This is a genomic window from Devosia sp. MC521, assembly GCF_014127105.1.
Taxonomy (GTDB): domain Bacteria; phylum Pseudomonadota; class Alphaproteobacteria; order Rhizobiales; family Devosiaceae; genus Devosia.
The window spans coordinates 80324-105261 of record NZ_CP059902.1 but is presented as its reverse complement, the minus strand read 5'-3'; the positions used below and the strand labels follow the sequence as shown (position 1 = coordinate 105261).

The 24938-nt window shown below is 57.8% G+C and carries 30 protein-coding genes, 1 tRNA gene and 1 pseudogene; 17 read left to right on the top strand and 15 right to left on the bottom strand.

Annotated elements, in window-relative coordinates:
* Window positions 1-71: 71 nt before the first annotated feature.
* Window positions 72-347, bottom strand: a complete 276-nt coding sequence (locus H4N61_RS18295) for a hypothetical protein (RefSeq protein ID WP_248306624.1) — start codon at window positions 345-347, stop codon at window positions 72-74.
* On the opposite strand from H4N61_RS18295, the gene H4N61_RS00570 reads away from it, so the two are divergent.
* The 8 genes and pseudogenes from H4N61_RS00570 to H4N61_RS00535 form a co-directional block, all read left to right on the top strand.
* Window positions 267-1118, top strand: a complete 852-nt coding sequence (locus tag H4N61_RS00570; RefSeq protein WP_349236483.1) for a phosphotransferase — start codon at window positions 267-269, stop codon at window positions 1116-1118. The genes H4N61_RS18295 and H4N61_RS00570 overlap by 81 nt on opposite strands.
* Window positions 1115-2044, top strand: coding sequence for a choline/ethanolamine kinase family protein (locus H4N61_RS00565; protein WP_182394696.1), 930 nt, complete (start codon window positions 1115-1117; stop codon window positions 2042-2044). The genes H4N61_RS00570 and H4N61_RS00565 overlap by 4 nt, the downstream gene beginning before the upstream one ends.
* 128 nt (window positions 2045-2172) lie before the next feature.
* Window positions 2173-2961: a DeoR/GlpR family DNA-binding transcription regulator gene (locus tag H4N61_RS00560; protein WP_182394695.1), complete on the top strand. Its 789-nt coding sequence runs from the start codon at window positions 2173-2175 to the stop codon at window positions 2959-2961.
* A gap of 165 nt (window positions 2962-3126) precedes the next feature.
* The gene (locus H4N61_RS00555; RefSeq protein WP_182394694.1) at window positions 3127-4524 is read left to right on the top strand and encodes an NAD(P)/FAD-dependent oxidoreductase; all 1398 of its coding nucleotides are present in this window, start codon (window positions 3127-3129) and stop codon (window positions 4522-4524) included.
* Window positions 4521-5747 carry an FAD-dependent oxidoreductase gene (locus tag H4N61_RS00550; protein WP_182394693.1) on the top strand — a complete coding sequence of 409 codons (1227 nt, stop codon included), beginning with the start codon at window positions 4521-4523 and terminating at the stop codon, window positions 5745-5747. The genes H4N61_RS00555 and H4N61_RS00550 overlap by 4 nt, the downstream gene beginning before the upstream one ends.
* Window positions 5744-7141: an FGGY family carbohydrate kinase gene (locus H4N61_RS00545; protein ID WP_182394692.1), complete on the top strand. Its 1398-nt coding sequence runs from the start codon at window positions 5744-5746 to the stop codon at window positions 7139-7141. The genes H4N61_RS00550 and H4N61_RS00545 overlap by 4 nt, the downstream gene beginning before the upstream one ends.
* Before the next feature lie 28 nt (window positions 7142-7169).
* Window positions 7170-7529: a DUF1937 family protein gene (locus H4N61_RS00540; RefSeq protein ID WP_182394691.1), complete on the top strand. Its 360-nt coding sequence runs from the start codon at window positions 7170-7172 to the stop codon at window positions 7527-7529.
* Window positions 7530-7620: 91 nt separating this feature from the next.
* Window positions 7621-7796: pseudogene (locus tag H4N61_RS00535) on the top strand (transposase); the annotation flags it as partial.
* Here the strand turns inward: H4N61_RS00535 and H4N61_RS00530 are convergent.
* A complete protein-coding gene (locus H4N61_RS00530; protein WP_182396077.1) occupies window positions 7730-8116 on the bottom strand; it encodes a hypothetical protein in 387 nt (128 codons plus the stop codon). The pseudogene H4N61_RS00535 and the gene H4N61_RS00530 sit on opposite strands and share 67 nt — an antisense overlap.
* Before the next feature lie 509 nt (window positions 8117-8625).
* Between H4N61_RS00530 and H4N61_RS00525 the strand changes: the two genes are divergently transcribed.
* Both H4N61_RS00525 and H4N61_RS00520 read left to right on the top strand, forming a co-directional pair.
* On the top strand, window positions 8626-9195 hold the full coding sequence (locus tag H4N61_RS00525; protein ID WP_182394690.1) for a hypothetical protein: 570 nt from the start codon (window positions 8626-8628) through the stop codon (window positions 9193-9195).
* 114 nt (window positions 9196-9309) lie between these two features.
* Window positions 9310-9825: a hypothetical protein gene (locus tag H4N61_RS00520; RefSeq protein WP_182394689.1), complete on the top strand. Its 516-nt coding sequence runs from the start codon at window positions 9310-9312 to the stop codon at window positions 9823-9825.
* Between the two features lie 178 nt (window positions 9826-10003).
* Here the strand turns inward: H4N61_RS00520 and H4N61_RS00515 are convergent, their stop codons facing one another.
* Window positions 10004-10369, bottom strand: a complete 366-nt coding sequence (locus H4N61_RS00515; RefSeq protein ID WP_182394688.1) for a hypothetical protein — start codon at window positions 10367-10369, stop codon at window positions 10004-10006.
* Between the two features lie 74 nt (window positions 10370-10443).
* Here H4N61_RS00515 and H4N61_RS00510 point away from each other — a divergent pair, with 74 nt between their 5' ends.
* Entirely contained in the window at window positions 10444-10737 is a 294-nt protein-coding gene (locus tag H4N61_RS00510) for a hypothetical protein (RefSeq protein WP_182394687.1), read from the top strand.
* Window positions 10734-12059 carry a J domain-containing protein gene (locus H4N61_RS00505; RefSeq protein ID WP_182394686.1) on the top strand — a complete coding sequence of 442 codons (1326 nt, stop codon included), beginning with the start codon at window positions 10734-10736 and terminating at the stop codon, window positions 12057-12059. The genes H4N61_RS00510 and H4N61_RS00505 overlap by 4 nt, the downstream gene beginning before the upstream one ends.
* Window positions 12060-12089: 30 nt before the next feature.
* Here the strand turns inward: H4N61_RS00505 and H4N61_RS00500 are convergent, their stop codons facing one another.
* The 7 genes from H4N61_RS00500 to H4N61_RS00470 all read right to left on the bottom strand — a co-directional run bounded on the left by H4N61_RS00500 (window position 12090) and on the right by H4N61_RS00470 (window position 17354).
* Window positions 12090-12305 carry a hypothetical protein gene (locus H4N61_RS00500; protein WP_182394685.1) on the bottom strand — a complete coding sequence of 72 codons (216 nt, stop codon included), beginning with the start codon at window positions 12303-12305 and terminating at the stop codon, window positions 12090-12092.
* Window positions 12306-12370: 65 nt separating this feature from the next.
* A complete protein-coding gene (locus H4N61_RS00495) occupies window positions 12371-12829 on the bottom strand; it encodes a hypothetical protein (protein WP_182394684.1) in 459 nt (152 codons plus the stop codon).
* Between the two features lie 36 nt (window positions 12830-12865).
* Window positions 12866-13444, bottom strand: coding sequence for a recombinase family protein (locus tag H4N61_RS00490; RefSeq protein ID WP_182394683.1), 579 nt, complete (start codon window positions 13442-13444; stop codon window positions 12866-12868).
* A 27-nt stretch (window positions 13445-13471) separates the two neighbouring features.
* A complete protein-coding gene (locus tag H4N61_RS00485) occupies window positions 13472-15229 on the bottom strand; it encodes a hypothetical protein (RefSeq protein WP_182394682.1) in 1758 nt (585 codons plus the stop codon).
* Between the two features lie 411 nt (window positions 15230-15640).
* On the bottom strand, window positions 15641-16315 hold the full coding sequence (locus H4N61_RS00480) for a hypothetical protein (RefSeq protein ID WP_182394681.1): 675 nt from the start codon (window positions 16313-16315) through the stop codon (window positions 15641-15643).
* Between the two features lie 95 nt (window positions 16316-16410).
* Window positions 16411-17040: a hypothetical protein gene (locus tag H4N61_RS00475; protein WP_182394680.1), complete on the bottom strand. Its 630-nt coding sequence runs from the start codon at window positions 17038-17040 to the stop codon at window positions 16411-16413.
* A gap of 32 nt (window positions 17041-17072) precedes the next feature.
* On the bottom strand, window positions 17073-17354 hold the full coding sequence (locus H4N61_RS00470; RefSeq protein ID WP_182394679.1) for a hypothetical protein: 282 nt from the start codon (window positions 17352-17354) through the stop codon (window positions 17073-17075).
* Here H4N61_RS00470 and H4N61_RS00465 point away from each other — a divergent pair.
* A complete protein-coding gene (locus H4N61_RS00465) occupies window positions 17347-18096 on the top strand; it encodes a hypothetical protein (protein ID WP_182394678.1) in 750 nt (249 codons plus the stop codon). The genes H4N61_RS00470 and H4N61_RS00465 overlap by 8 nt on opposite strands.
* Before the next feature lie 84 nt (window positions 18097-18180).
* Here the strand turns inward: H4N61_RS00465 and H4N61_RS00460 are convergent, their stop codons facing one another.
* Window positions 18181-18471, bottom strand: coding sequence for a hypothetical protein (locus H4N61_RS00460; protein ID WP_182394677.1), 291 nt, complete (start codon window positions 18469-18471; stop codon window positions 18181-18183).
* A gap of 386 nt (window positions 18472-18857) precedes the next feature.
* Between H4N61_RS00460 and H4N61_RS00455 the strand changes: the two genes are divergently transcribed.
* On the top strand, window positions 18858-19589 hold the full coding sequence (locus H4N61_RS00455; protein WP_182394676.1) for a sel1 repeat family protein: 732 nt from the start codon (window positions 18858-18860) through the stop codon (window positions 19587-19589).
* A 21-nt stretch (window positions 19590-19610) separates the two neighbouring features.
* Here the strand turns inward: H4N61_RS00455 and H4N61_RS00450 are convergent, their stop codons facing one another.
* The 3 genes from H4N61_RS00450 to H4N61_RS00440 form a co-directional block, all read right to left on the bottom strand.
* Window positions 19611-20432 (bottom strand): site-specific integrase, encoded by an 822-nt coding sequence (locus tag H4N61_RS00450; RefSeq protein WP_182394675.1) that lies wholly within the window; start codon window positions 20430-20432, stop codon window positions 19611-19613.
* 11 nt (window positions 20433-20443) lie between these two features.
* Entirely contained in the window at window positions 20444-21007 is a 564-nt protein-coding gene (locus H4N61_RS00445) for a hypothetical protein (protein ID WP_182394674.1), read from the bottom strand.
* A 270-nt stretch (window positions 21008-21277) separates the two neighbouring features.
* Window positions 21278-21367 (bottom strand) — tRNA-Ser (locus H4N61_RS00440).
* A 225-nt stretch (window positions 21368-21592) separates the two neighbouring features.
* On the opposite strand from H4N61_RS00440, the gene H4N61_RS00435 reads away from it, so the two are divergent.
* The 3 genes from H4N61_RS00435 to H4N61_RS00425 all read left to right on the top strand — a co-directional run bounded on the left by H4N61_RS00435 (window position 21593) and on the right by H4N61_RS00425 (window position 23092).
* Window positions 21593-21916 (top strand): hypothetical protein, encoded by a 324-nt coding sequence (locus tag H4N61_RS00435; RefSeq protein ID WP_169194203.1) that lies wholly within the window; start codon window positions 21593-21595, stop codon window positions 21914-21916.
* 76 nt (window positions 21917-21992) lie between these two features.
* Window positions 21993-22643: a peptide-methionine (S)-S-oxide reductase MsrA gene (msrA, locus tag H4N61_RS00430; RefSeq protein ID WP_182394673.1), complete on the top strand. Its 651-nt coding sequence runs from the start codon at window positions 21993-21995 to the stop codon at window positions 22641-22643.
* Window positions 22644-22720: 77 nt separating this feature from the next.
* Window positions 22721-23092, top strand: coding sequence for an MmcQ/YjbR family DNA-binding protein (locus H4N61_RS00425; protein ID WP_182394672.1), 372 nt, complete (start codon window positions 22721-22723; stop codon window positions 23090-23092).
* Here H4N61_RS00425 and H4N61_RS00420 read toward each other — a convergent pair.
* Entirely contained in the window at window positions 23076-24863 is a 1788-nt protein-coding gene (locus H4N61_RS00420; protein WP_182394671.1) for a hypothetical protein, read from the bottom strand. The genes H4N61_RS00425 and H4N61_RS00420 overlap by 17 nt on opposite strands.
* Window positions 24864-24938: the final 75 nt, after the last annotated feature.

Sequence of the window (24938 nt, the reverse complement as noted above, 5' to 3'; positions counted from 1 at the left end):
TGAAATACTGGCATTGCGACCCTCCGTTTTTGAGATTTGTACTATTCGGGCAGGTCGTCAAGTCTATTCGGTCATAAAAACACATATTCGGTTTGAAAGGTTGACGTTTTTTCGATTATTTGAGCTAATATGGGCCGAGACTGAGATAAAACGGGCAAATTCGCATGGAAATCGACAAGACGGAGATTGACTTCCGCCTGACTGCTGCACTGGCAGAGTTCCATCTTCAGGGCGCCACGCTTCTGGAATGGATTGCGCCCTACGCAATGTCGATGCACACAGGCCTTGACGCTGATAGCGCCTTCATAGAGTGCGATGGCGCCCAGTATTTCCTCAAGCTTCACCACCAAGAACTTCCCGGGGCAGCTGATTCTCATTTGGCAGCAATGGCCGCACGGGCTGCGGCTCGCGTAGGGGCCGCACCCGGCTTTGTCGAGCACGCCCCTCACTCGAGTGCCACACTTTTTGAACGCGCTCCCGCTGGCTGGCGTACGGTCATGCGACCTGACTTCGACAATCCAGACGTCAAGGCATCAGCTCTTCGGACGATAAAGCGCTGGCACGGAACCGACACCCTGCCGATCGATCGACCTGCTTGGCATTTCATTGATGCAACATTGACGGCAATAGATGCAATTTTGGGAGGGGCCAGCGAGCAGGCTCAGTTGGTCGTTCCTGAGGATTTCGAGGTCCTGCGGCGCCACTCTGCAGACTTACTAAAAGTCATCGCCTTATCGCCAGCACCACAGGTTCCGCTGCATGGCCAAATCCTGGCGAGCAACATGCTCGTGGGACCCGAAAACCAGATTCTCTTGGTGGACTTCGACCATGCAGCGAACGGAGATCCCCTCTGGGATTTGGCCGCACTTGCGCTAGCCTTTGACTGCCCAGACGCAGAACATGCGGAATTGCTAACGCAATATGGGATAGCTGCCGAGGCGCACACCTTGACGCGCCTTCATGCTTGCATGGCGCTCCTAGATATCGGTTGGGGACTTTGGGGCCGGCTGGCGCACTTCTTGTCGCCGCGCAGCAACATTGAATTTTTCAAATATGGCGAGACTCGACTCGTGCGAGCCCGCGGCCGCCTCGCGGCACAATCTGGAGCGCAGCTATGACCGATCGCGATGCAGTCTCACGCTCTCGGAACCGGGTGGTGGAGGCACTTGGACGTTGGGCAGACCGGCCCGACGGGCGTGCAGAGATCCAACGTATCGGCTTGGGCTTTACCAATTATAACTGGCGCGTAATCTGGCCAGATCGGACCAGCCATTTCGTCAAAAGCCCCGGAGAAAAAACAGACGGCCTGATCGAACGCCAGACAGCAGTCGACGCGTCACGAAAAGTTGGCCTGGTGGGAGTAGCGCCGCAGCTTTTGCACGTCGACGCCCAGTCTGGAGTGGAAGTCTATGAGTTTCTCGACGGTTTCCGAGGGGCGAACCTCATCGACCTGCACGATAGCGATATCCTTGCCGGCATCCTAGCAGGATACCGTACGGTGCACCGCAGCCAACGCTTCCTCTCGACGGCGACTGGATTTGAGCAGATCGAGGCGCATCTTCACCACTTGGCGCAGCTCAACATCGCGCTTCCCAGCCAGTTCACCAGTTTAGAGCCAGCGTTCGCCCAAGCCCGTGACGCAATTGAGGCCTCCGGCATCGACCTTACAGGTAGCTATAACGATGCCCACATTACAAACTATATGATCGGCTCAGGTAAGACGGTCAAAATCATCGACTGGGAATACGCTGGCAATAACGATTCTGCTTGGGATTTAGGGGGGATCGCGTTCGAATCCTTTATGACCCCAGAACGAGAACGTCTGATGGTCGAGCTCTATTATGGTTCTTGGCGTGCGGACGCCGCCGCGCGCATCTACCTGTACAGCAATCTAACGATGATGAAGTGGTCCCTTTGGGCATTGCTGCAGTCACACCTGTCGACGATGGGCTATGACTTCCGCCAGTACGGCCAATTCCTGTTGGCACGGGCGCAATACGGCATTTCTAGCCCAAGATGGGAGGCCGCATTGCGAGCCGTATAGTATGCAAACAAGATATTGTCGCGCCGCTTTACACACTAAGGCGCGGCAGATATGTCGACCGAATATTGCCTATTCGGGCATCGCTGTGCACAATGACAGTGCTAAGAGAACAGACCGGGAGGTTGAGTATGCGGCCTCATGATCGCCACGAGGAAATTGTTAAGTTAGTCAACGCGCTAGGCGAAGTCAGCGTCGATGAACTTGCAGATAAGCTCGGCATGTCCAAGGAGACGGTGCGTCGCGACCTCGTCAATCTCGATGCGACGGGGCGTATTCACAAGTTTCATGGCGGTGCCCGTACCACGCCAAACGGCGTGAGCGAGCCCCTCGGAGAGGGGCCATTTGCCTCCCGAATGCTAGAGAACAGAGACCAGAAGCGGCTCATCGCCAGAGCAGCCGTAAACGTGCTCGTGCCGGGCGACTCGCTGTTTCTCGATACAGGCACAACGACACTCTTGTTTGCCGAAGCCATCGCTAACTTGAGCCGCCTCACCGTCATTACCAACAGCTCCCGTATCGCTGCAATCGTTGCCGCCGGGCACGATCACAAGGTTTTCCTAATCGGCGGCGCCTATAGCCATGACGCGTCGGAAACGGTGGGGACGCTCGCCGTTGAGCAAATACAGCGTTTCCGTGCGCGCTATGCCTTCCTTACAGTGGGCGCTATCGCCCCATCGGGACTGCTCGACTTCGATGAGCGTGAGACGCAGATCGCCCAGGCGATAATCGAGCGCGTCGAGACCGTTAATGTTCTTGCGGACTCCTCGAAATTTTCAAAGCGCGGCATCTTTGAAGTCGCCCCTTGGTCGAAAGTCGGCAGGCTGATTTCTGACTGCCCACCACCAAAGCCCATTGCCGACGCCATGGCAGGCGCGGGCACCCAAACTCTGGTTGCCACGCTGGACTCTGCCATCTGATCTAGTCGAATATTCTAGCTCACACGGCGAGACGGACTCAATGCGGCGTGGGCACCACACACAAAACGTGACCATATTCATCTTGGTTCTTGTTTTTCTCTTTACGCAACAGGCAAACAACTCTACCGTTCAGTCATAATTTGACCGAACGGTAGGAAATCCCTGATGGCCGCGACAAGCGCTCTGATGGAAGAGTTCGACATTGCAATCATTGGTGCCGGGGTGGTCGGTTGTGCCGTGGCCCGTCGATTTGCATTGGCCGGAGCACGCGTTGTTCTGATCGAAAAAGGCAGCGACATCTTGTCGGGCGCGTCCAAGGCCAATAGCGCGATCTTGCACACTGGCTTTGATGCGCCTGCAGGCAGTCTTGAACTCGACCTGGTCAAACGCGGCCGCCAAGAATATCTCGATATCCTTGCCAGCATGAACTTGTCAGTCGTGCACACAGGAGCGCTCGTTTGCGCGTGGACACCCGAAGAGGCACTGGCGCTCGATGGCATCGCCACTCAAGGTCGCGAAAATGGCATTGAGAACCTGCATCTGCTTTCGGGCGCTCAAGCGCGCGCCGTCGAACCTGGTCTGTCAGACAGGATCGTCGCCGCTTTGCATGTGCCCGACGAGCACGTCATAGATCCCTGGTCTGCCCCCCTCGCTTATGTCAATCAGGCGATTGCACTCGGCGCGCAAGTGGTGCGGCGCTGCGAGCTTATCAAAGGGGAGTTCGACGGCGCTTGGCGTCTGCTCACAACGCAGGGTGACATTCGGTCAAAATTTGTCATCAATTGCGCTGGCCTGTTCGGCGACGAAGTGGATCAGCGCCTCGGGTTCATAGCTGAGTTCGAGATCCGGCCCCGCAAGGGTCAGTTCATCGTGCTCGACAAATCGGCCACGCGCCATCTCAAGACCATCATCCTGCCGGTGCCCAACGAGATCACTAAAGGCATCGTCATCTGCCCAACCGCTTTTGGTAATATTCTGGTGGGCCCCACTGCCGAGGAACAGGTTGATCGCACACGTGCGACGGTCGAAGAAGAAACCTTGGCAGCCCTGCTTGCCCACGGCAAGAAGCTCGTTCCCGCGCTGGATGGCGTTGCGATCACCGCTGTATACGCGGGCCTGCGCCCGGCAACCGAACAAAAGCAGTATCGCATCATTGCGCGGCCGAACGCCATCACCTTGGGCGGCGTTCGTTCGACCGGGCTCAGCGCAGCCCTTGGCCTTGCGCAACATGCCTTAGACCTGCATGGCGGCGCGGGTCTTGGAATGCCCACCGAACCCTCGACCCTCGAAGTGACCGTACCAAACTTGACCGAAACCGTTACCCGGGATTGGCAACGGCCCGACCATGGCGAGATAGTGTGTCATTGTGAGATGGTGACCCGGCGCGAGATCGAGGCCGCGCTCACCAGCGCGCTTCCACCGGGCGATTATGGTGGTCTGAGAAGGCGCACTCGCGCCGGCATGGGTCGGTGTCAGGGCTTTTATTGCAATGCACGAATTGCTGACATGACCAAAGGACTGCTGGCCACGCCACTCGCAGTCGAGGCGGAGCGCGACACTTGAGCCAGCAGTCTTCCGATGTAATCGTTATTGGTGGCGGGCCATCCGGAGTGGCAGCGGCCATCGCGCTACGACAGGCCGGCGTCGAAAAAGTGACCCTTTTAGAGCGCGAGCGGCATCTTGGCGGGGCCACCCGGCACTGCAGCCACTCCCCGTTCGGCATGCTCGAATTCGGGCGCGTGTATTTGGGCGCCAGCTATGGGCGACGCCTCGAGCAGGAAGTGTCACGCCACGGCATTGATCTGCGTTACGGACACTCCGTTACCCGCCTTGGAGAAGATGGCGAACTGCAGGTCTCGAGTGACGCAGGTCTGTCATCGCTGTCCGGTAAACGTATTTTGGTGACGACGGGCACGCGTGAACTGCCGCGCTCGGCGCGAATGGTGTCCGGCGACCGCCCGGTGGGAGTTTTGACCACAGGAGCCTTGCAGGCCTATGTCGCCTTTCACAAGCTCATGCCCTTCAAAAGGCCCGTGATCGTCGGCTCTGAACTTGTGACCATGTCGGCGATCATGACGTGCTTGAGCCACGGGGCGCGCCCTGTCGCTGTGCTGGAGCCGCGTGACCACGCCTTAGTGAGCGCTCCTTTCAGCTGGTTCCCACCCTTGGTCGGAATACCGTTTCATCTCAATGCCCGGATCGTTGACATTGTCGGTCGGGCGCGTGTCGAGGCAGTCAAGATCCAGCGCGGCTCAGTCATCGAGACGCTGGATTGTGACGGGGTGCTGTTTTCGGGCCAGTTCACGCCGGAAGCAAGCCTCTTCCAAATGTCGCGCGTTGAAACTGACCGTGGTTCCCTTGGGCCCGCGGTTGACCAAAACGGCCGCTGCGCCAACCCGATCTACTTTGCGGCAGGCAACGTGCTTCGCGCTGTTGAAACCGGCGGCTGGGCCTATCGTGAGGGCCGGGCAATAGGCAGGACAATTGCGGCAGACCTCGCAGGTGCTATACCCGCCGACACCCCCGTCCGCATCACCTACGACGATCCGATCAAACTGGTCGTACCAAACCTGCTTCGCAGTGGCAGCACAATTCCAGTTGGGTTGGAAAATTTCCAGTTGCGCTTCTTACGCCGCGCGAAGGGCACCTTGACGCTCGAGGTCGATGGCGTAACCGTTTGGCAGAGACGGGCGAACTGGATGCCGGAAACACGCATTCAGGTCCCTAGGCCCGCCGGTGTTTTGAAGGCTGAAAAGGTACATTTCGGCTTCCAGGCGCTGGCATGACATCTATCGCCTGTATCGACCAAGGCACCAGCTCCACACGCTGCCTCGTTGTCGAAGATGGCGGCGTATGGAGGCAAGTGGCCAGCCTTAAGCATCAAGAACACTATCCAGCTTTGAGCTGGGTTGAGCATGATGCAGAGGAATTGCTGGGCAATATCAAGACTGTGCTTGCCGCAGCAGGTCGCGTAGATGGGATTGCAATAGCCAACCAAGGCGAGAGCTGCTTGGCTTGGGACGCACTCACTGGCCAGCCCCTTTCTCCCGTTGTGGTATGGAAAGATTCCCGCACGTCGGCGCACTTGGCTTCGATGCCACAAGACGCGCATTCACTGTCCCGAAACGTCTGCGGCCTTCCCCTCGATCCCTATTTTTCTGCCAGCAAACTTGCGTGGTTGTTGGGAACGCTACCGGCCGTAGCGCGGGCGTTTGAAGCCGGAACGCTGCGACTAGGAACGACCGATGCGTTCTTCCTTGATCGGCTTACCGGCAATTTTGTCACCGATCTTACCACCGCGTCGCGCACCGGGCTGCTGGATTTGCAGACCGGCCATTGGAGCAATGCTCTGTGTTCACTCCATGGCGTCCCCATGCAGTGCCTGCCCAGAATTGCCAGTGCTGGTGAGCCACTAGGAGCGATCGACGGCGTCCCGGTCTTGGCCTCGGTCGTCGATCAACAAGCAGCGCTATTTGGCCATGGATGTCGCCATCCCGGCGCGTGCAAGATTACGTTTGGTACTGGCGCGTTCTTGCTCGCCGTTGCCGGCTCTGAAAGGCCCACAGCACAAGATTTGCTACCAACTATTGCATGGGCGGATCGTGAAGACGGGTTGACCTATGCCATTGAGGGCGGGGTCTATGATGCGGGTGCGGCTCTCGCCTGGGCGCATCAAATCGGGCTATACAGCGCCGTCCAGGATCTCGATACCTTCGATGGCCCGTCTGCCCTGTCCCGCGGCCTTGTTTTCGTCCCAGCGTTTTCGGGCTTGGCAGCGCCACATTGGGACCGCCACGCTGCGCCGCTTTTTATTGGCATGGGCCACTCAACCAATCGGCGAGACATGATCCGCGCTGTGCTTGAAGGCATCGCTTTACTGACGGCTACTTTGGTCAAGAGAGCCGATCACCTTGTGTCGTTGGGCGATACCATTTCGATCGATGGCGGCCTGTCCCAAAGTACCTATTTCGCACAGTTCCTCGCCTCGGCATGCGGCAAGACCATCGTCGTCCCAGCCACGCACGAAATGACCAGCATCGGCCTCGCCGAACTGTGCGGAGTGAATGTCACTCCAGCGCGCGCCAGTGGCCGACGCTTTGCTCCACATGATCCGGTGTCGGCGGCGCATCACGAACTATTCGAAACGGCGATCGCGCATGCACGGGACTGGCCCCGATGACGCCTACGCCAATAAAGGACAACCAAAATTGCGTAAAATCTTTCTAGCCTGCCCATATAGCCACGCTGATCGCGTTGTCGTCGAACACCGGTTTCAACTCTGCAATTCCGTGGCGGCCAAGATCGCGCGCAGCGGTTCGGTGGTCTTCAGCCAAGTCTCTATGTCACATCCAATCAACGCCTATCTGGGCGACCTCGACAAGGCCAGCATCGGCAAACTGTGGGCGCCAATCGACGCCGTATTTATGGATGCAATGACGGAAATCATTGTCATCGATGAGCCCGGCTGGAAGGAAAGCTCCGGCGTACAGCGCGAAATCGAGATTTTCAAAAACCGTGGTCTGCCGGCCAACTTGTGGAGCGAAGTCTCACACGAATTTGGGGACTAAATTTACCTAACATTGCCCCCTGAATATGACCTGCTCCCCTGAAATGTCCTCGATTTCAAGTTAGCCTGTTTTCCAAGTGAGGAGACAGATGATGCGGAAGAGCCGTTTTAGCGAAGAGCAGATCATTGGCATTTTAAAAGAGCATCAAACGGGCTTAGGCGCGCAGTTGTCCGGAAGTAAGACGTTAGCGATGCCACTTTCTATAAATGGCGGGCCAAATATGCTGGCCTGGAAGTATCTGAGGCCAAGCGGCTTAAGGCTTTTGAGGCCAGATATCCGTCAACGAATGCACTGAACGGCTTACGAGCACGATCGTCAATCATGGCATCCTGAACTGCCGACCTGGTTAAGGTTTGAATGTCAGCCCCGTTAGGGAAAGAAATGATTTTCTCAGGGACTGGTTCTGGCACTCGCTTCACAAGCGAAATTGGCACCCGAATCCCTGGATCTGTCCCGGTCGGGTTCGCCAGTGTCTCGATCAAACGAGAATACTTCTCGCGCTCTGCCCAAGAGTGCTTATCAGGATCAACATCATCCATGATGCGGGAAAGGATCGTGCGCAACGCAGTGCGGGCGTCAGGCTGCAAGCCTGCGCTCCTCATCACTGCAAATGCCTCTTCGATCCTCACAATTAACGCCCATGCACGTTGCCGGGCAATTCGCATATTGCTGGTGCGCAATGACCTGCGAATGTCCGAACAGCCAAGGCGATCAACCAAATCCGCAGGTACCGCTTTGCGGAACCAAAGGACGTGACCTCGCCGGTGCACTAAAGATGCGATGGATCTATGCAAGGAACAAACACCCCAATCTTTGTGACAGGGTGCTGTGACAGAATCCGACTTCCGATTCGGTTTCTAGCTTAGTAATTTCAATGACTTAGATAATGGCGGAGAGAAAGGGACTCTCCGCGAAATTCGCCATAACCTGTTGAAATCATGAGGATTGACAGTTCAAGCCGGTACGTACTTGGGTACACAGCGCCGGGGCTGCCGTCAACGTCCAGCCTTGCCAAATTTGTCTGGCATCTCGAAGTCCACTAAGTAGATCATCTTGACCTGGATTTCGTTCTGAAAGCGGCAAGAGGGATTTTGAGATGTGGATTAAGAATAAGTACGAAAAGGCGTTCGCGACCAAGGACGGCACGCATCAACTAATCTATGGAAATCGCACCGAGATAGCGAACGTTCTTGGTGATGATAAATTCCTTAAGGCATGGTTTGCCAGTGACCATTTTGACAGCGTAGCGTCGGTCATTGGCACTGAAGCACTTCGAGGCGACATCCCGTCCATCAAACAAATGATCTGGCTGAACGAACAAGTCTATCAGAACGCCCCCAATGTGACGCGGAGCGAAGCCGAGAAGGTATCCCTTCAGGTTCATGCATCTAAAGAGCGTATTCGCTTTTGTGAAATGGCGATTGCTAAAGGTCTTGACGACCGCTCGTACCAAGCCATGGGGTCGTACCATAACCTTTATGTTTTGCTTGGCGGTCAACCCGGCTCTGCCTTCTCCAAGGGGGTCACTGAGGCTGTGGAGGGCATCATACGGCATGCCAAGATTTACTTGGGGTCCAAAAATGCCGATCCCGAATATTTGGACGATGTCAGGGAGGCCCTAGCCTACTACAGCAATATATCTGCCCTGCACCGAGCTGCGCTGTAGCGCTCTTCTTCAACAAAGACAGGCCGGAGGGTATCCTGCCCGAATGCGCGTTGCCACTTCGCCACCTGTTGGGCATTGTGGCCAATACTTGCTCCGGCCATCCTGGGGGACATCTTGCATTCATTGAAGTCAGCGACGTTTGCCGCCGCCATCATTCTCATGGGCTGTTCGCAGTCAACAAACGCGGCCACCGTGGCCTTCGGCATCGACATGGGAACGACCATTAGCGATCTTGAGGTTGATCGGAAGGTCAGCGAAACCGAGATGGTCATAGCCGTGCCGAATCCGCACCCACTCCTGTCGCTCTACTCCGCGACTGCCACCGCCAGTGCAGGGGTATGTGTGGTGGTGGGTTACGCGCCTATGGCCGCTCGCGAAGACATCACCAGGACGATAGCGACTATTCGATCCCAACTTGACGAGGTCTATGGCGAGAATACGAACGTGCCGATCAGCATGGACGCCACTCAACTTGACGCATGGTTCTGGCTTGGTGATGGAGACCTAAAGTGGGTCTCGGTTACTCTGCATGGCGAGCGTGATGCCTCCGAGCAGGCCGCAATGGTGAAATGGACGTATCGCAACGAAGAAGACTGCAACGTCATCGCCATGCCCAACCCATTCAACTGAGGTCGAAATGGAGTTTATCGACTTACCTCAGATGACCATGTTCTGCCACATCGGTATCGCTGCATCTTGGCGGGTTATGCACTGACGACGCTGGCACATTTCCTGCCAGAGGGACGGATTGCGAGTGTCCGCAAGACGTACCTGCGTATTGGCATTGATGGCAGCAGGTTCGTGCAGCCTATTCCCCGTAGAGACGTTTGAAATTGGAGACGGGCTGGGCGCAAAACTTTTCCCACATCTCGTTTGTGTCTACCGATTGACCTTCCGTTTCCCACCACGTCAGGGCGTCATCGAGTAGGTGACCGCTGTGTGTCTGGTTCATCTGGCCGGTACTCTCCATTGCCTTGGCTACCAAGGACAAAGCCATCGGCTCCACGCCGGTTTTCTGGCCCAACACGCCACACATATAGGCCACTGCGACATGGCTGGTACCGCTAAGAAATTCTTCCGTCTTGTACTCCAGCGAAAAGGCATTGGGCGAATACACAGTCGCCACCGCCACTACAATTAAGGTACAGGCTACATTTCTGGGGGCCACGATCACGACAACTTTCCAATAGTTAGGCTTTCTGCCACCATGCCATCGAGGCCGGAGGGGGAAACATGCGAGCGGTATACATGCTGCTGACTACGACTGCCATGATCGGCGGTTTCGTGGTCCATCTTGGTGCACTGGTCGTGCATGTCGCAACTGTATGGTTCGCTTACCAGCTTGGCGGCTTGTTGCCAGCCATCCTGACGTTTTTCACCCCGCCTTTCGCTGAGGTCTACTGGGCGTTCGACACTTGGATGAGGTATGGCGTGTTCTTCAACCTCTTTACCCAGATGTGCCTCGCGGTTGTCGCCGGATACATTTTCATATTCGTGGTGGCGCTATTCGGCGCGTTTGCCGAGGAACGGATCGCCCGATGACTTCGGATCCTCGCGGGTATTATGCTGACCTTGGCGTGAGTCACACGGCGTCGTTGGATGAAATCAAGGCCGTGTATCGGGCCTTGGCGAAAATCTACCATCCTGACGTAAATAAGGACCGGGCAGCCGCCGAGAAATTCCGGCGGGTCACCGAAGCCTATGAGGTCATTGGCGATCCGGCCAGGCGTGCAACATATGACGAGCCGGAACGGTCCTCTCGCCCAGCACGGTCGGCAGCAGCTGAACAGGAGTCCCGGCGAGAACCGGTTGAGCCCATTCAATGCTCCAAGTGCGGCAAGGTCACCGCACAACCTCGCTTCCTGGTGTTCCGGCAGGTGGTGAGCTTCCTCGTCATGACAAGGACCTCGCCGAAGCCCGGCATATACTGCAGCGACTGCGCATCGAAACAAGCGTTCCGTTCGTCGGCGATTTCTGCTGCCTTTGGCTGGTGGGGATTGCCGTGGGGGCCGATCTATACTGTCCGAGAGATATTCCGTAACGCGTGCGGCGGTGAGCGCCACAAGGACATTGAGGAACAGTTGATCTGGCAGAACGCCATCGCCTTTATGGATCGGGGGAAATACGACCTCGCCGGATCACTCGCAAGCCAATTGAAAACAGCCTCGGACATTAAGATCGCAGGGGCGGCAAAACAGCTGTTGGAGATATTGGCTGCCAACGGACAGAAAGTTGGGCGGCTACGTTCCCCGTGGAAGATGAACGCTGGTGCCGCCGCCGGTCAGGTCTTAATGGGGTGCGCGATCCCCGCCATTGCCTATGTGCTACTGGTCAACCCTTTCGGCACGAATTACCGGAGCAGCTACCAGCCGCCGACCAAGCCATCCAACACTATCTCGGCAGGAACCAACGGCAGCACACCGGTCGCCTTGGCACCGGTGAACTTGTGCAAAACACGTCCGGCGAATGGCCGGGTGCTGGACCAGAATATTCGACTGGCAGAGAACGGCCACCGGCTGACCATCAACAATGGGTCTTCGGGCGATGCCATCATCAAGCTCCGCGATGCCGCCATCGGAAAACTGGTTGCGTCGTTCTTTGTGAAGAAGAACATGACGGCGTCGTTCGACGGAATCCCGGATGGAGGGTATCGTGTTCAGTTCGCCTACGGTGATGCGATGTCCCGTGACTGCACCTCATTTGTCGAGCCGTCAGCGAGCGCGTTCGACGGGATACAGAATTTCACTACAGAAACGACTGCCACACAGATCATCACCCAGGAGTTGTCGTTCACCCTCTATACGGTAGCCGGTGGCAACGTCCGTCCAACAGGTATCAGCGCTGCCGACTTCAACGCCAACTAGCTCACCCTGTCATTAAGACGGGCTATGCGATTAACCTTGAGCCTGCCAGAACGTCCGAACCATGTTAGCATGGTCATCCGTGAAGGAGGGTTCAGCGGCCTGAAACATTTTAACGGCAGCGAGCCATTCTGCATCGCTCTTTTCGACGGCCTTGATGAGCTTGTAAAAATGCTCTTCCATCTCACTGGACATCCCCAGCATACCGGCGATGGTAGCCGCACGATCCCGATCACTGTTGACGCTCATTGTCTCTCCTTCAATCAAATCTTGGCATAGACCGAAACCGCCCGAAGTAGCTCGGTGGCGCGCGCCTACGGTTCGAAGATACAAAGGTCGGGGGCATTCTGCCACACCTTCATTTCGAAAGGGTCGAATGTCGCGTAGGTGAGTTTCTGATCTTTCCAGTCCACCCAGTACGTATACGGCACGCCTCGGAATGTTTCGATGGTCGTGACCACCTCTTTGGTCGGAACGTCCTCCATCGCTCGGACAGCGTAAAAGGGACTCACCTGGGACTCTGGAACTGAAAACTTGTCGTCCAGCACCTGACCGCCACCCCCTCTGACGGTCCAGATTGAAATTTCCCGGCCCGATTCCGTCCGTTCGTAGAGGATGGTACGCTGCGGCTTCGCGTCCACGGTGCCGAAATGACAGCGAATACCATCGCCTTGGGCTGGAACCGTCACAATGGCCGACAACATCAACATGACCAAGAAAGAACCGCCCATCGACTTGGTGGAACAGGACGACAGGCCTCTCATAATCGACATTAAAACTCCTTCTTTCATCATGGTCCTACCGTCCTGTCATGACGCAGCAGCCAGATCAAGGACACGGTAGACGCTCGACCTGCTGATGCCGAGGTCCTCTGCGATTTTGGCGGGCTTGGTGCCGGCGGCGGCAAGCTCCTTGATCTTGGCGGTGTGACGCTGGGCAGTTTTCTGGCGACCAGTGTACCGCCCCTCGCGCTTAGCCTTCTCAATGCCTTCCCGCTGCCGTTCGAGCATGATTTCGCGCTCAAATTGCGCGATAGCCCCCAGCAGGTTCAACATCAACTGCCCCATCGGCGTCGAGGTGTCGATGTCGAGAGAGAGGATGCGGAGGGTCACGCCCTTAGCCTTCAGTTCGTCGGCAATGGTGACGAGGCCGGAGACGGACCTTGCGAGCCTGTCCAGTTTGGTGACAGCGAAGGTGTCGCCCTCACGGACATAGGCCATGGCGATATCAAGCTGGGCGCGTTCGGCCACGCTGCTCACCTGCTCATGGAAAATCTTATCCGCGCCAAGGGCGGTGAGTTCGGCAAGCTGGGCCTCAAGGCCAGCGACCTGGTCAACGGTGGAGGTGCGGGCGTAGCCGATAATCTGGCCGGCGATGGTTTTGGTCATGTGATGGTCCTCGGTTCCAATTAGGGCTTAGGCATGCTGAGAATTCCGGTAGTTTTGTCTCACACGGTCACGAACTGACCCGTGTGAGACAGTTTCGACCGAAGGCGGGCTGTCGCCCATGGGCAGGGTCGTGTGAGACGCGGCGGCCCGACGACGATGGACCTTCCCAGCCAGATCATCGAGCGTCGCCATCCAGTATTCGACACCAGCCTTATCCACCCGCATGTGCCGGAAGTGGGCTTTGACATAGTCCATGGTCGCAACGACGAGATCGGCACCATGGCTCTCGTTCCAGTCGCACTGCATTATGCCGATCTGGTCCTGCGCCAGTTGCTTGGCCGTGGGATCGACAAGGCGCTGCTGGGCTTGAAAGAGTTCGGCAAGCTCATCGGCCAGTTCGTTAGAATATTCAGGGGCCTCGCCGGTCTGCTCCAGCGCCCACCAGCGTACGGCGAGCCAGTTCTCCCGACCCGCCAATTCCACTCGGGTGAGGAAAGTGCCGTTCAGGTTCTGATCGATGAGCTTCGTCCACACTTTGCCGGGGATCGAGCCGAGGCGAGTCTGCTCCGTATAGGCCGGTTCCTCTTCCTTCCGCTCAATCTCAAGGGCCATGGCCATGGCCGGAGTCACGATGACGCCACGGGTTTTCTTGATGGCTGCTGAAAACTCCATGAACAATGCAGCAGCCCGGTTATCGCCATGGGCAGCCCGTTCGGCCAACTGCATGGGCGATAGGCTTTCGTCCTCACCGTGATCGACAGCGGCGACCTCCACGGCCTCGTCGTCATCGCCGGGATTGTGGTTGGCGGGGTAAGTATAGGCTTTGCCCTCGGGGTGTTCCGTCAGCACCTTGACATGCTGCCTTTCGGCGGCGGCACGGTATCCCTGGCGGGCCAGGAGACGCAGATAGCGTTCAACTAGCGCGTCGACGGCCACCTTGATCGCCTCCGCATCGCGGTTGAGGCAGAAGATCGTAAGGTGCTGATGGTAGTGCCAACCGAAGCGCTGGCCATAGCGAACATGGTGATCGACAAGGACGCCAAGCGCCCCAAGGGCCACCTTGATGTTGCGATGCCACGGCCCACCAGCCCTTGCGCCGGTGGACGCCTTCTTCACCGCTGCCATGAGGTCGGCCAGTTTGTCCTCAAGGCTGTGGGAGACAGAGAGCACGACGCTTACGACGCTGCCTCCCTTCTTGATGGCAGCCTTGCCAACACGGGCGTAAGCATCCGTGCGGCGGGCCGTGGCAGCCTCTATGCAGAGGGGGCAGGTCTCGCCGTTCCGGCAACGCCATATGCCTGATACCCCAGCCTTCGTCCTGCCAGTGCCATCATCGCGCAGGTGAACATCAACGTCCTTGAGCCGAGGTGCTCCGCAATAGCAGATAGGCGGCCTCTTCTTGTCCTTGCCGGTTTCGTCCTTGCCAGGTTCATGCAGGGCTTGCACCGTCCGCAGGACCGATGTCGTCGAGACCGTGGTGGTATCTTTATTCTGGAAATCTACGGTCTTGAAACCCGAGTATAGAGAGGAGCCCTTGCCTTCCCGCTCCACGGGGTCGAAACCCTCGGCGGCACGGGTAGCCTCACCACCATCGGCATGCGCCTCATCGGCAACCAACTGATCGACGCGCTGACCGTCATCAGGGGCGGGCACAGGACGGGCAGGCTCATCGGGAGGCGGCAAATCCGAAACGGCAGCCAGAGCAAGCTCGGGCGGCTGAGCAGCGTCTTTTTCGGCCTCTTCGGCCTTGCGGATATAGTCGAGAAGGGGCGGCAGTTCTTCCATGTCGAAACCTCGCTGGGGACTGGAGGACGTGCCTCCGATGCCAACGAGGGTCGCAGAATTCCGAGCAAGCTCAATGGGTTGAGGTCAACAGCCGGTCCGGTTGCCGGATCGTTCCCGATTCGACATTTTCCGGAATGAGAAGGACACCCTCCCATGTGATCGACCGCGACACCGATCTGGACGAACGTGGGTGCCACCCCTTAAGGGGGGATCGTACAGGGGGACGCAGAAACCGAAGAGGCGTTGTACGGGCGTTCTGCCGCCTCTCAGCCCCATGTGTCCGTACCGCAACAGCAGTATGGATTCTGTGTCTGCCCGAGTCGGCAAGTGCATTTCCACCTATGCCAAAGGCTGGAAATGCCAGTTTGCCCGAATCGGTGGCGATACCAACTCGCCCTTGAGCACGGTTAATTACGCTTCCACGGTGATCTTGATGCTAGCTTCGGTGACACCAAACGTCTTGGCAAGACGCCGTTTGGCCTCGGCAATGGACAACGGCGCTTCGCCATCACCACCGCCGATTTCAGCGATGGGAGCTGACCCTTGCACGTCATCGTCCTGCTCATCCACCGACGCCAACATGTCGGGTGAAAGGGCAACGGTGGCTATGGGCTTGTGCTTAAGGCCAGCTCCTGCTCCCACGTGGGTCGGCGGGTCATTCGCATCTTGCAGGTAAAGCGAGACCCAGACACCGCGTCCGACAGGAATGGAATGGCCTGCGTTCTTGCGAGCCTCATAGGCCCGGTTGAAGCGATCGCGCATTTCATCGCCATCAACCAGATGCACCTTAGCAAAGCGCGGGCTGTCCCGATCATCCACCGATACCGGCACCACGGCATCCACTTCGTCCAGTGTGCGCCAGCCGCTGTCACCATCGAGACGGGGGAACGCAATCCATGTGTCCTGGGTGGTGCGGATCGAAACCACCTTGCTTTCTTGACCACGGGTGATGCGGCGCACGCTCGACTTCCCACTGCCGGGCACGCGCTCGACGCGCCATCCGTCTGCCTCCAAGGCTTCGACGGCGATCTTGAACAGGTAGGCCTTCATGGTGAGCCTTTCAGGCGTTGCGTAAACGTTTGTCATTTAGTCCTCCAAACAATAGGCTTCTCGGTGGAGAAAGGTCTACATTCCGTTTGTTCCTGCGTCAACACCGGTCTTTTGCATTTGTTCCTGCGTTGTCAGCCGAAGTCCAGAGGAATGCCCCAGATGTTTGTGGCCCATGGGTTCCGCGATGATCGCCTACGTTTCCGCTCGACCTTGCCGCCAGACCACGCGACAAATGGGGGACCAGCATAGGCAAAGGCTGGAAACGCATGCACCATGCGTTGCGCCGTGATGATCTCTGCCAGCATTTCCAAGGCAGCCCTGCGCTCGGTTTCCATCTGCCCCATGTGCTGGGTGCGCTCGGCGGCCTCGACCTTCTCCACCCGTGCGAGGTTGCCATCGGCACCCGCTGCCGCCTTCTCGGCTGCGATAAGGTCCGCACGGGCGGCAGCCACTTCATGTTCCAGCGTTTCCATCACGGTAACAGCAGGCTGCCGGCCCAGGAGGCGGTCTGTAAGGCTCCGACGTGGCTCGGGGGCGGCAAGGCGTTCCTGTGCCGCACGATACCTCCTGAGGACCTCCGCATGCCGGGTGTGGGTGGCGTCCTGGTAAAGCCGGGCGGCATGCAGCCGGTTAGATACGGCCTGGACAGGCCGGGCCTCGGTGGCGGCGATACGCGCCCGTACCTGCGTTTCCAACGCCGACAGATGCTGCCGCGTCCGATCCATTTGAGACTGGCCGACGCCGGTTTTCGACAGAGCCATAACGGCGGTGCCTGCCTTGGCGACGGCTTCGGTCAGTCCGCTTCGATCATCCGACGAAGCGTCTGGGCGATGCCCGGCTCGTCCAGGCGTTGGTGCAGAACCTCGATGGCCTTCCGGTTCTGCTCGACCCCGTTCACGATCATCTGGAGCAGCCTGACCATCGTTTCCAGCACCGACACTTGCTCGCCCTCCAGCGGCAAGGCCGTCGACTTCGCCAGTTCCAGAATGGTGATCAGGTCGCGCTTGATAATGGCCGTGTCCTGCAAGATCATCTGGGCTGTGCTGGAAACGGCTGGCAGGCTGCTGGTGGTCATTGTCTGTCCTTTCGAGAAGAGAATTAAATTCGGAGCGGCGAACCCCGGCCATGCGATTGGCGGCACCAAGAATGATGCCGGTGGCCATGTCGCGGATAACGACGATACCGGCCTTGTCACCTGCCGCCACTTCGAGGCCATGACCGGCCAGGCGGGCACGGAAGTCGTCGCCATCGGTACTCGCCGCCCATGCAAGGCGAATATGTTGGCGGGCCTGAGCCAGATCGACGCCATTACGTTTCCCGGCTTGATGAGCCTCGATGCTATATGCCGCAACAGGCTTCGTCCCATTGCCCAAGGCGCCAGCCAGACGGTCGGCAAGATCGCCATGGCCTTCGCCTCGAAGGGCGGCCAAGACGGCGATGTCGTGAGCGCCGGCGTTGATGGGATGGCCGAATCCAAGCTCGAGCAGCCTCGCGATTTTTTCATGTCGGGGGTGGCTGAAGCGGCTCGACAGGACCTTACCAGTCACCGCGTCGGTCTCGGCGACGACGAGATGCCAGTGACGGTCTGCCACACCTGCAACAGCACGGGACTTCTGGTGTTCGACCACCAGCGCCAAATCCGGATTGAAGCCGAATTCCTCGCCCAACGCCTTTGCAGCCCGCTCGAACTGTTGGCGGTTTATGGCCACCTCGGGGGCGATGATGAAATGGCGCAGGGCGTACACCCTGTTAAACTGTCTCGCGTCAGCCACGGCGTCATGCAGGTCCGCAATGGTGCCACGGATGACAGTGATTGACTCGTTATCCTCGCCATCGGTGAGGTGTCGTGCCAAAGCCCCGGCACCTGCCGAAGCTCTGATCCTGGTGGCCTTGATGAGCATCTATCGCCTCAGCAATGCTTGTGCGTCTGCACGGGCCTGCATCAAGTCAGCAGCAATCTCGGCAACATCACCGGCCTCGAGGCGTGATTCGATGGCGTTGATGCGACGGCGAAGGGCCACAATGGAATTACGGTCTTCCTCGCCCAACGGCTCCGGCAACCCGGCATGTGCACGCAGGGCACGGCGAAGAAGTTCAGAGACGGTGATGCCCCGGCTCTGGGCCATGGTCTCGGCAGTGTGCTTTTCCCATTCGGGAAGACGCATCTCGAACCGCTTGTTGCACGAACGCATATCCACCTCGTCTTTCTGGGGGGTGCACGGGGGCCTGCCCCCTGCCCAGTTGCCGCCGGACCGGCGGCATGGCTGGCTCCCCTGTTCCTGATCTGGAACTACAATATATGTGGTAACATAATACCGCAACAGTCAGGTACGGACAAATCGACAGATCGGTCCGCCAGCACGCATTCGGCAGGTCAATCCTGACGGCGGGACGAGGGCCGGGAGCAATTAAATAGCGGACGGACCTCGGCATGAACTGCGGATCAACCATCGTAACATTCCGCTAGACCAGTTACGGTGATTGATCTGGTATAATCTGGTATAATCGGACCAGTAAGCACTGCGGCAACACCCCTTTGATAACATTTGGCATTGCATTTTTTCGAAGCGAGACATCAGTGGCCCTATTTCAGAATCCCTTCTTCAAAAGCAATAGCAACGACACAGAAGCCGAATACACCAAAGGGGTTGTGAGCCTTCAATCCAGTCGCTTCGAAGAAGCCAGCCAACATTTCCAGATTGCCGCCAGCGGTGGACATGTGTCGGCGCTTTACAACCTATCGATTATCCACGGCTCAGGTCTCATAAGTCCGTGGAGTTTCGATGCCGCTGCGGACTGCTGGTACAAAGGCGCCAGCCTTGGACATCCTTCCGCGCAAAGCAGCCTATGGATGCTTGAGGCAGCGGATCGTGGTGGTTTTGGATATGATAACCTTGCGAAAATGTCGTCAGAGCAATCGAATAGAGGCCAGGTCAACGCTGCATTGATGACGTGTGCAGCACGTTTCACCGATGTACTTTGCAAGAAGTACGGTGCGTCGAACGATTTCATCGCCTATGAAATCGATGCCGCTCGGCAGAGTGACGATGAGCACGTTCGACGCTTTGTGGAGAGAACTGGGCTCTCCAATGACGTAACGACTGGAGGGCTTGATCGCTTGATACCAGGATCAGCCGCCGATCAGATTACAGACGGATTGAACCAGTTCAGCGTTGCGCAACTTCGATCCGGCATGGACGAGAAATACGTGACGATGTCACGATGCACTGTTGTTGGCTATGTTATCCAGAAGTCAGTTTACGGTTCGATGTCGAAACCACTGCTTGGCGTGGCTGATTTTTTAAGATGATTGGCCAAGTTATTTCTCCGGTCAACGTAGTATCTTTTTGATCAAATAAGGCGACAGGTCCAGCCCCTGCGGCAACGCTAGTGCCGCCAGCACCTCGACCTCCTCGATCAACAAGGTCTTCGAACCGTAGGCATCGCCTGCCGTCTTCATGGCATGGCCGGTCTGACGATCTGCGGTGCGCGGGTCGATCTTGGCGACACGCATAATGTCCTTGGCGGTGTGGCGGCTTGAGTGGAATGTCGTCTCATACGGGCGATGGATCCCCACCGCCACCAAACGAGCGTTGAGGCGCTTGGACGCCGCGCTGGCCGGGTCTTTCACGGCCTCCTTCCCATGCCGATGGGCCGCAGGAAACAGCCAGTCCTCGCCCTTTCTCTTCGTGCAATAATCGAGGAACGCCGTTTCCTCCAGAATGGAGTGCAGGGCAAATAGGCGACGGCTGCCCTTGTTTTTGATCTGCCGTTTCGTGTCCTCGCCCTCGATCACCAAGTCGGTGGTTAGATCAGCAACCCACAGCGTATCGTTCACCTTGTAGACGTCCTTGCCCTGCAAATTGATAAGCTCGCCCACCCGCGCGCCGGTCAACGTCGCCAGTAATGGCAGCCACTTGAGGTCGGGCCGCTTCTCTTTAGCTGCGGCTTTGAACCAGATATTCAACTCGTCCACCGTAAACGGTACCCGCTCGACCGATTCCCGGGCATTGGGTGGAATCCTTGGGCTCATGTCGGCCATAGGTGAACGGAAGTCATGGTTCGCCGCCATGTCGCGGAAGAACATGCGCAGCGGCGATAGGTAGTTGGCGTCGATGGCCTTGCCGGTCAGCGTGTCAAGGCGGTGCGCCACCGGCAGGTCGTCTAATCGGCGGCCTGCTCCCGACTCATGGCCCTCAACCTGGGGTCCTTGACCATATTGGCCGGAACCCGCGCCAGAAGATTGGTGAAGGCTTGGAGGTCCGAGAACTTGTACTTGTTCACGGGCCTGTCACCAGCGAACGTTACGAAGTCGCGGATACGGTTGTCGTCGGTTTTGACTTTCTTGTCGGCGGCATGTCCCTTCCGCAGCGGAGTCCATTTTGCAAGTTCGTCCAGCAGCAGCGGACGCACTGCGCCGCCGTCCAGCGACATCTGGACTAAGTCTTTCAACTCACCCAACTGCGCCAATATACCGTCGCGTTGCAGGGCCGGAAGCTGCTGGACGGTTTCCCGCAAGCCGATGAGCCGACCACCCAGCAATTGGAGTCGTTCCTGAGTAGCCATTTGGTCCCGATACCGCTCGGTCTGCAAGCGCAGCGTTACCGTCTTGACCTCTATCTCCCGCTGCCTGTGCAGGTTTGCGATGGTCGCTTCAGCATCGGCCAGCACCTGCACCAACAATGCTTGCAGCTCTTCGACCAAATCGTCGCGGTCCATATTGGCCATGCTTCCCCCGTTTTCCACCGAACGGAATAGCCTCTCGGCGTGACCGGCCAGTAAACGCGCCACCCGTAATGCTGGACGTTTCGGTAAGGGACCAAGGTTCAGCCTGACCGGCACGGTGCCGAAAGCGGGCTCAAGGGAACGCGGGATTCGGATCTGGAATCGCCAGCCGCTGGGACGAGCCGTAAGGTGCATGCGACCGCCTCGGGTACATTGCTGGGTACAATTCCCGCCCGAAATGTCGAATATTCAATAAAATCAATGGGTTGTGAATGGCGGAGAGAAAGGGATTCGAACCCTTGAGACGGTTCCCCGCCTACACACTTTCCAGGCGTGCGCCTTCGACCACTCGGCCACCTCTCCGCATCGCTGTTTCGGACGAACCGATAGGGGTTGGAAATCCCTGCGAGCGAGGCGCAATATACTCAGGATCGTTTCGGACGCAAGGGATCGTTCACCCACATTCTTGAGTTTATCACCATCATCCGTTTCAGCTTACCAGCGAGGGTGATAAGATGGCCGACATGAGGGGTGGAAGGGTTGCGCCGACAACTGTGTTTCTCCGCCCCACGAACGGAAGAGGGTAGTATGCGCGCAGTTTTGAGGTTTTTGGGCACATGGATTATCGCCCTCAGCCTGATTATGCTGATCATCGACGGTACAAAATCCCTCGCCTCCAAGTCAATTACTTGGACTAGCCTTGAAAACTTCTGGACCCAACTGAACCCGTCCACGCTCGAGGCGACATTCTCTTTCGTAGGAAGCCGTTACTTTGCAGACATGCTGCAGACCGGACTCTCGGCTTTGTTGGGTTACCCTGCTTTTGCGGTGTTCGGAATCCTGGGGATAGTTCTTGCGCTGGTGGGGCGTCGCCCGCGCCGCGAACGCTTTTTGCAGCCTGAGTACATCTAACCTCCAGCTCTGGCGCTTCGCCGCTCCAATCCCCATATGGGGTACACAGCCTCAAACGCAGACACAGGAGCGGTTCATGTTTTTCCGCAAGCCAGCTACTCTTCCTTCTGCCAGCGAAGCCCTGCCCGGCCGCGCTACCGAGATGCCTATTGCCGTACACCATTTCGTCAATGGCACGAAGCTGAAGGGGCCTTATGCCGACGGGAGCCAGACAATCTATCTCGCACTCGGGTGCTTCTGGGGTGCCGAGCGCCTCTTCTGGCAAGTACCAGGCGTTCTGGTCACTGCAGTGGGGTATCAAGGCGGGCACACGCCGAACCCGAGCTATGAGGAAGCTTGCTCTGGCCTCACCGGTCACACCGAGGCTGTTAAAGTAGTCTATGACCCCACGCAGATCTCGCTTGAGGCACTGCTGAAGACCTTCTGGGAAGAACACGACCCAACTCAAGGCATGCGCCAAGGCAATGATGTGGGCACGCAATACCGGTCCGCCATCTACACGACGACACCCGAGCAAGCAGCAGTGGTCGACAAAAGCCGCGCTGCCTATCAAGAGGCGCTGCTGGCGCGTGGCTTGGGACCTATCACCACGGAGGTCGGCCCTGCCGGCCCCTTCTATTATGCAGAAACCTACCATCAGCAATATCTTGCCAAAAACCCCAATGGCTATTGCGGCTTGGCGGGCACAGGCGTCAGCTGCCCAATAGGCTTGGGCGTCTCGGCCTAGTTGAGGCGCTGTCCCCTCACATGGTAAGCATTTCGCGCTCCGATCCGTCGGGGCGCTTTTTTCTTTCCGGACCGGCCGTGACTTATCCAGCGATCATGCATCGGGAGCCGTTTGAGAGCTTCGTCTTAAGCCTTCCAGCCGTAACGCTGGTCCGGCAATGGCGCGACGACTCTGTCGCCAAGATTGGCGGTAAGGTGTTTTGCTTGCTCGACCAGGACCCGGGCGAGATCTGGCTCAAAGTGTCGCCTATGAGTTTTTCCCTGATGATTGAGGTGGAAGGCATTCGCCCCGCGCCTTACTTCGCCCGCGCCGGATGGGTGGCGATCTCCCATCGCAGCCCACTGACCGAGCAAGACATTTGCGCCTATATCGTGGAAGCACGCCGGCTGGTTGCTGCAAACCTCTCCAAACGATTACAAGCCGAGCTCGGGCTTATTCCGGCACAATAGCGTAGACTTTGAGCGGGCCTGCAGACGGCACCTCATGCAACCATTCGGGCAATTGCCCTGCGGCGATGAGGCTCAAAAGCGATCGACCATCCCCGGATTTTTCGACGCCCATTTCAGGCATGGACGGGCATGTGACCACCAAACCCAGACCGCGCTTGCGCGCAATCGCTAAAGCGTCGGCTTCGCTGCTTTGGAAAAAGCGGAAGGCGTCCAACACCCCCTGCTCGTTACGGTGATAAGGCGCCGCCACAACATGGTGCGGCGTATACAGCATCATATGCGCCCCCAGATCGATAGGCGTCATGATCCGCTCAACTGGCAAGCCTGCCAGATCGACAAACGCGTCAGGCAGTAGGCATTCTTGCCGTGCGCCTATGTCTAAAGAGGCCTCTGCCGAGGGCGCATTGCCTGTCAGGGCCAATACGGCATTGCCGCCAAGGCCCAGCACTGCACCTGCAGAGACTAGCCAGCTTACAAGCAGCCCCAGCGTGCTCAAAATATTGGTGTTTCGAAGATAGTTCTGCCGAGCCCCCACAATCAACCATGCTGCCATCGGGACAGATAGGCTGGTGGCAAGACGCGCTCCGCGGATCTGAAACAGCATGGCAAGACAGGCCAGTGCCAGAAAGCACACCAGAGCCAGCCAAAGGTCGATGTTTACGCCACGCCTGAGCGCTACCACACCGATGATAAGCCCCGACACCACGGGCACAGTCACCACGAAAGCATAAACCGGTCCGTCGACGAGGCTCACATGCCATGGTCTTGCCTCGACAATATTATTCAGCCAATTGGCCTGCAGCCAGGGGTCGAGCGTGCTGTAGGGGCCTTGCACGCACTGCGGATAGGTAAAAGCGAGAATGCTCAGTGTTCCCGCCCCGAACAGCGCTAACAAAGCCAAACGGCCGAACGCGTGGTTTTGTTGGGGCAGCAGCGCGACTGCGCAATAGCTCAGCCCAACCAAAGCGGCGGCGAGCACATAGACTGGCGAGATCATATCACATGCCGCTTCCAACCACCGATCCGGCATACGCGCGGTGGCGAGAAAGAAGGCGCTGCTGAGCGCAAAGCTTATTCCAAAGCGCATCATCGCATGGCGCTTTTGTCCGTCGAGCACATAGGCAAGGCCAAAGGCCAAGATTGCTCCGGCGACAAGAGGCAGAGCCTCAATCGCCACGGCGATAGAAAAGGCCGCGAAAAATCCCGCGAGCCATGCGCCGACCGAGCGACGCTGCCCGATAAGCGTTGCCAAGACCGTCGCCAAGGTCAGCACGACCACGACATTGTGGTGATCAAGCCGACCCGGTGAGAATTCGGCCATCAGCGCAGGGTTCAGCACGGGCAGAAGCGCAGCGGGAAGCACACCCTCTGGCCCCACCAAGGTTTTGGTGATGCGCACGGTGAGATAAATCAAAACGGCCAAGAGCAACAGCGGCCAGACCACCCCGGTGACAACCACCGCCGTGCTCGCGCCGACACCCCAAGTCGAAACGGCCAGTAGGGCGGCGATTGGCAGATCGACGAAGCGCGACCAATGCAGCTCCGCGCCAAAAGGCGTATTGAGCCGGTACGCAATAAAATTAAACCACGGCTGACCGTTCAGAAAGTCGCGCGCAAAAACCAGCCGCATCGCGTCGTCGGTGTCCGCAAAAAGGGGCTGCGCCTCGCCTGCCGCGAAAACGCGATAGAGCATCACGACTACTGCGCCTAGCCAGACAGCGCCGACCAGCGCCCACTCGCGGCGCTCCAAACTCGATCTGTCCCCCGACACGCCCTGCCCTCCAACGCGAGGCTTAGTTCTGGAACAAGAGTGGTTAAAAGCGGGTGTGTGCTGTGTTCGCCATGG